The organism is Johannesbaptistia floridana, from assembly GCF_057440575.1.
This window is the reverse complement of sequence record NZ_JALKVM010000059.1, coordinates 21,237-27,889: the sequence shown is the minus strand read 5'-3', so window position 1 is coordinate 27,889 and position 6,653 is coordinate 21,237. Positions and strand designations below refer to the sequence as shown.

The 6,653-nt window shown below is 34.8% G+C and carries 4 protein-coding genes; 2 read left to right on the top strand and 2 right to left on the bottom strand.

The features are described 5' to 3' along the window. The first annotated feature begins 718 nt into the window (after positions 1 to 718). Positions 719 to 1,921 (top strand): hypothetical protein, encoded by a 1,203-nt coding sequence (locus tag MW688_RS04385; protein ID WP_486734700.1) that lies wholly within the window; start codon positions 719 to 721, stop codon positions 1,919 to 1,921. A 25-nt stretch (positions 1,922 to 1,946) separates the two neighbouring features. Further along, positions 1,947 to 5,081: an Hsp70 family protein gene (locus MW688_RS04380; RefSeq protein ID WP_486734699.1), complete on the top strand. Its 3,135-nt coding sequence runs from the start codon at positions 1,947 to 1,949 to the stop codon at positions 5,079 to 5,081. Positions 5,082 to 5,142: 61 nt separating this feature from the next. Here the strand turns inward: MW688_RS04380 and MW688_RS04375 are convergent, their stop codons facing one another. Together MW688_RS04375 and MW688_RS04370 are read right to left on the bottom strand one after the other, a co-directional pair. After that, positions 5,143 to 5,328, bottom strand: a complete 186-nt coding sequence (locus MW688_RS04375; protein ID WP_486734698.1) for a hypothetical protein — start codon at positions 5,326 to 5,328, stop codon at positions 5,143 to 5,145. A gap of 478 nt (positions 5,329 to 5,806) precedes the next feature. Beyond that, positions 5,807 to 6,559: a hypothetical protein gene (locus MW688_RS04370; RefSeq protein ID WP_486734697.1), complete on the bottom strand. Its 753-nt coding sequence runs from the start codon at positions 6,557 to 6,559 to the stop codon at positions 5,807 to 5,809. Positions 6,560 to 6,653: the final 94 nt, after the last annotated feature.

Below are 6,653 nucleotides of genomic sequence, written 5' to 3'. Positions count from 1 at the left end.
AGTACATAAGTACTGGTGATTTGATATGAGACAAGGAAGTATCTGTATTTTAGGTGTACATTAGTATGAAAACACGCTGTTTTAATTGTATTATCTCCCTTGTCTCCTTGTCTTCGTTCCTCCCGGAGTCCCATATCAAAGCACCAAAACAAAAGTACAGAAATTGGCCGACAAGGGAGAATCAATTTTTAAGCGTTTAGGATCAATTCTCTTACTTCAAAACTTCTTTCACTTCAAAACTCCAAAACTTCAAGACTTCAAGACTCCAAAACCCATTACTCCAAAACTCCAAGACTTCAAGACTTCTTACTTCAAGACGTCTTACTCATTACTTCAAAACTCATTACTTCAAAACTCATTATTCATCCACAACCAGTAACATTAGGTAAAGATGCAAGCTCTGAGGCGATCGCACTTCAAAATTAAACTCTCAATAGGAAAGATTTCTGGATATTTTTCCAGTATTTGAAGAATATATATTCTAAAAGTGTTATTATCGGCTATAATAGTTTTATATTATGATTCACTAGCAACACTACTTTAACCAAAAAGTAACACTCTGTGATTAGGTAGCAAGAACTACCCAAATCCCTTACCCACTTTCATCCGTGAGAACGAGTCTCTATTGATATTTTTTTAATTAATTTTTTCAATTCTTTTATTTTTAGCTAATTTTTGCTAATTTTATAACTACATTATTCGATTAGAAGCAAAAAAAATGGAAAAGCCAATCATCAAAAGTTCAAAAACGTCCCAAGCATCAGAAAGACCAAAATCAAGAGAAGAAGCAGATCTAGAAAGCATCTTAGATACCAACTCTCCCTGGCAGTATTTCATCGAATTCATTGATAAATCCTATAAAACCTTTACCCCCAGAAATCCTAGTAAACAAAGGAATCAAAAGCCAAACGCCGAAATTCAAATAAAATGTCTTGAAACTCTCAAGGAAAAAGCTAATACAACCAAAAAAGAGGTAGATTGGTTTCAACTAATAGATATTGTCAAAGACCATGATAATTTAAGCGATTTTGAGAGTAAAACTGCCGAAAAATTCTATTACTACTTATCAGACAATTATAAACTTAAACCAATAAACTTTTTACAAAACTGGGAAGAGAAAACCAAAGAATTTATTAACTTATATGCAACAATTCAATCAGAATCATCCCAAGACTTAGTTAAAATGAATGAGTTTGCCGATTTAATAGCACAATTCAATAACTCTCAAGAGAAGACCTTTTTTTTTCTCTATCAACTACCTATATATCTAGAAGAAAAGATAGCAAAAGCCCTAAAAAAATCCCTAGGATATCAAGAAATAATTAAATTTGGCGCTTCAGAATTTATCAAGAACTTTGGCTTAAGATTTCAAAAAGAACTAGGATTAACTCGTACAGCAATCAAAGAAAAAGCTGCTCAAAACCTAGTACAAGAATTAGGAGAAACCGAAACCAATCTAAAAAATGAAATCAATAGACTAGAATTAGAAAACCAAGAATTAAAACAAGAGATAGAAGGAATAAAACTAGAAGCAACCCAAACAGCAATTTATCAACTAGCATACTTATTACAAAATCAAGATCAACCATTACTAGACCAAATACTCAAGCTAAGTAAGAGACTTCATGAATTAGAAGAAAATGGCGAACTTCCCAAGGCAAATTTTACCATGACTTGCTCGATTGTTATAGATAACTTATTAACGGTTTTAAATGATCTTGGTATTCGAGAATTTCCCCAAAATAGAGAAGAAATATTAACAATCAAAAAAGAAGACTTAGACTTAGGAATATATAAATATAATCGGGGTTCGCAATTTACCAGTGCAGAAGAGACGAAAAAAGTAAAATGTATATCATCAGGGTGGCGTGTGGTAGAAAAAATAATTATTCCAGCTCAAGTAGAAGAAATTGATAGTTAAATAATAAGAAAGGACTGAATAAGTTATGGAAACAATAGGTATTTTACTAGATTTAGACAATGTAAAACCTAAATTAGAAACCATTGAAAATATTTGCAGTGAATTTGGAGAGATTGTAGTTCGTAGAGCTTTTTCTAATACCCCATCAGTACTAACTGCCTATGGTAGCAGTTTACGACAACTCAACTATCGTTTTGAGCTAACCCCAGGTTTAAATCCAGTAGCGCAAGAAGTAGATAACTTAATTTTTCAAACCGCCGAAGAGCTAATAAATAATAATAAACTAAATATTAGCTTAATTGCCATTGTCAGTCATGACAATGACTATGCCAGGCTTTTTAATAAACTCAATCACCAAAAAATTAAAACTCTAGTAATAGGTTTGGGTAATCAAATCGGTAATAAACTAAGACAAACAGCAACTTACGTTAAAACGATTAACGAAGTTATGCGTCCAGTTTGTCTCGGTATCGATCTAGGTACGACTAATACTGTCATCTCCCTGGCTAACTTTAATACCCTCAGAAAAGAGTGGATGGCTACGGTTTTAGAAGTGCCGGTAAAAAATGAAGCTGGCGCCTTAGTTAAGCAAGCAATTATCCCCTCCTCCGTAAGATTCGATAACCAAGGTAAAGCTGAAATTGGCGGACATGTCAAAACCAACGCCTATGCCTTTAAAGATCAAACGGTTTTAGCCTGGAAACACAATATAGGCAACTCAAATCAGGGCAAACCATATCGCTACCAGTTAAGTACTGGTGAAATACTTCCAGAAGAAGCAGCATCAAAAATTTTAGGCTTTTGTCGTCAAGAGTTAATTTCTAAATATCCAGACTTTCAGGGGATCGTTATTACCCATCCTGCCTCCTACGAAACAGATGCTATTGAAGCAACGCGCAAAGCGGCGGTCATAGCCGGTTGGACAGAAGATGATATTGTGTTGTTATCAGAACCCCAGGCAGCTTTATATGACTTCCTCTACTCTATGCAGAGGGGAGATATACCAGTAGCTTTTGATGTAGAAGTCCCCTCTAATATCCTCGTTTATGATTTAGGGGGAGGTACTCTAGATGTTACCTTGCATCAAGTTCAGTGGAATAACGATAGTAATAACTTTTTAATCAACGACCTTGCCATTGGTTCTCGTACTCGGGTTGGTGGGGACAAAGTAGATCAGCTAATTGCTAATTATATAATCGAAAATGTTGTTGATTTAACTAGCTTATCCCCAGTAGATCGAGAAAAATTAACCTACGAGTTATTGATTTATGCAGAAAAGTTTAAAAAAACCTGGGGTTCGGAATATACCTATAGTCAAGATAAACAGAATTTTCAATATGTATTCCAAGGTCTATTTTTAGAAGGTGATGTTCCAGTTCGTCACTATATAGGTTCTCTTAAACTTAAAACAATCTTAGCAGAACTCCTCTGTCCCGATTTGAGTTTATCTATATTGGAGGAGATGGATCCACAAGAGGCTTTTAATTCCCCTTTGTTTTCAAACCATCTTGATACTTTTGTTGTTCCTATTTTTGATGTACTATTAAAAGCTAAAGCCAGTGGAGGTGCTCAATTACCCAGAGTAGATGCTATTTTACTTAACGGTGGTATGACCTATTTTCCTCCCATCAAAGAAAGACTATCAGAACTATTCGGCAATATACCTATTATTACTGAATCGAATCCCGATTTTGCTGTTGCTAAAGGTGCTAGTTTATATGCTGCCGGGGCTTTAAAATCTGTAGAAAGGGTAAATCCGACTAATATTTATTTAGAAACTATACAAAATCAAAATATACAGTTAAGATTATTAATAGCCCAAGGACAAAAATATCCCTACAAAACTTCCTTAGATGATTTTCGTTTACCAGACCAAAAACAAGGGGATTTGGTTTTCAAAATTTGGGTAGGAATGGGCAATAAACCCGATGTAAATACCAAACTACAAATATATAGAACAGTTTCTCTACAACAAATTTTTGCTTCAAATTTAGAACCAGGAAGCCTTCTTGATTTAGAAGTTGAATACACTTTCGACGAAAGATTATTACTGACTCTAATTTCTCAACGAGATAAATCCCAAAAATTTAAACTTGAGGTAATTTCTGAACACACCACACCAAGTCCGACTACAACTTCACCAGTAACCGTAACAACTCTTATCCCCACTGTATCTCGGTCAAGATCTGGTCAAGATTTAGATCCCCAAACTGAAATTAGATTTAGCACATGGGAAGAAATTGCCAATCAATTAACTCTTCATTGGGCTAATGCTAAGTTACAAAAACGCCGCCGAGAATTGACTAAACAAAGTATCATTGCTTCTAATCGGGAGCAAATAGTTGATGGTTTATTTCGATGGTTAGAGTTGAACCAGTTTTGGCAAAGAAGTTCTAATTCTTATCGAGAGTTAATAGCTGTTTATGCCCTAGGGGATATTTTAGCCGGGATTAATCCTCAAAATTTTAAAGGAATTACTAGGGTAGAAAATAAATTTAAACAATGGATTAGAGATAAATTTACTCAAGGTGTATCCCGACTAGATAAACAACTATGTGAAGGTATTGGCAATATACCCGGGAAATTGTTATGGACTGGTTTTGACCAAAAATTGATTGATGCTTTTGAACAATCTAAAAAAGAAGCTAGGGCTTTTGTTTTTCTCAACTCTTTGGGTAAATGTGGGGAGTCTAGTTCTCATAATCTTAAGTTTTTGCGTCAAATTATTACTAATAGTAAACATATGTCTCAAAAAGAGAAGGCAACTTGGGCTTTGAGTCGTTTGATTAGTCCAGGACAACCCCAACAGTGGCGAGTTAATTATCAAGAGGTCGAAAAAATTACTAGTTTTGCCCTAGAACAGCTTTATCATGTTATTTATCAACCACAGGTAGCTTTGACTATGTTAGGTTGTTTGTATCAATGTTTAGCCTGGCAAGCTTTGAATCATCAACTCAATTCCTCTCTAAAAAAACAAGTTAAAATGCTGCAAACGAGACATATTCCTGTATACGATTATTGGCAGTCAAAACAGCAAATCAAATTGGTTTTCCAGCAAAAGTTAGAATTATTGCCGAAAATGTTAAATATATCCTCTCTTTCGGCTAATGAGTCTTCTAAAATTAAACAATGGTTATTGGAGTCTCTTCAGGAAAAGTAAATTTGGTTTTGTCAATGTCTATTAAGTTTATATTATAGTTAAGCATTAGAGGCGATCGCACTTAGTAAGGAGTTATTAAAAATAACAACCACAAATTTATAAATATGGCCTTCAGCCATTTTTGTTCTATCCCATGATAATTTTCTCTTTTTTCCGCATATTTATATCCCTCTTTTTCTGCTTTTTTCCATTCTTCTTCTTTTATTTTTGTCACATTTTCTCTCGCCTTTTTTATATTAAAAGGCACTCTGGTTAGCTGTATTATCTCCCTTGTCTCCTTGTCTTCGTTCCTCCCGGAGTCTCGCTGTAGGGAAGGGGGGCTCAAGGTTGCTTGCCATCACCTCGTTTTTAGCATTTATTTTTCTATTTCGGGCTTGCTGAATAAATGTAAAACTTTTGCTAGATAAAGGTTTGAGCCCATTTTTATCAGAAAAAGTGCAAGGTTTTTTGATATATTATGCTAGAAAGAGTGCATTTTTTTCTTTGATTACTCGAAAATTCATAAATCATTATTACCTCCTGCCTCCTGCCTCGGTGCAAAGCTGCCTTTCTCCTCACCAAAACTTACTTTTTCACCCGTACCCTATTTCATCTTAAAACCTACAGCACAATCTTGAGATTATGCTGTAGGAATATGTTACCTTGAGTATTTAAACTACAATATAATCCAAAAGTATGTCAAGGGCGATCGCCCAAAAATAGAGAAGTAAACTTTGGCCTTGATATTATTGCTTTCTTTTGTGAGAGGGAAATAATTGTGAGATTACCCCCAATGTGCCTAAACTTAACAAGCTTAGTGTTACAGTGGGTTCAGGAACTGTAGTGCCACTTACTTGGGTTTGGCCATTACTGATGATTAAAGCTGAAGAGTCAGTAAAATCACCCACATCTACAACTCCTAGACCAATGTCAAATGTTCCTACAGAAAAATTGCGGCTAAAACTCCCAGAAATCTCTCGTTGGTAATTAGTTGTTGAGGGTACTAAAGTATCAAAAGTCCCAGCAATAGGAATAACCTGACCATTAATCACAAAAAACCCATAGTCATCAAAATCAAATCCATCGATATCTGTAAATGTTTGATCATTAGTTAAGAAGGTAAAATCAAAACTTAAGGTAGTGGGTTCAGTAAAATTGAATGTTTGTGCGAGTCCTGAACCTTCAAAAGCTTGTACAAAGTTATCGGGATCTGGATCTAAACCTGGGGGAAAACTTACTCCTAAATTAGTTTCCAAAGTAACAGAGTCAATAGCAGGATTATTAGAAAAGTTGAAGAGACTGTCATCTCCAAAATTAAAATCGTCATTGGCTAAAGCATTACTAGAAAAAGAAGTTCCTCCCATACTATCTGTAATAACATCGCCAAAGGTAGACCAATTATTAAAATTGATATCAGCAGCAGCAACGGGACTAATTCCAATTAATCCAAATAAACCAATCAGACTAGTGGTTAAATAGAGATGATTTTGAATTGACATTGATATAACTCCTGTAAGATGAACTAGATGAGATGGTAAAAAGACTGAGAAAATGTCATGATAGTTGACTGTCCCTGAATTATAAAGGAACAGT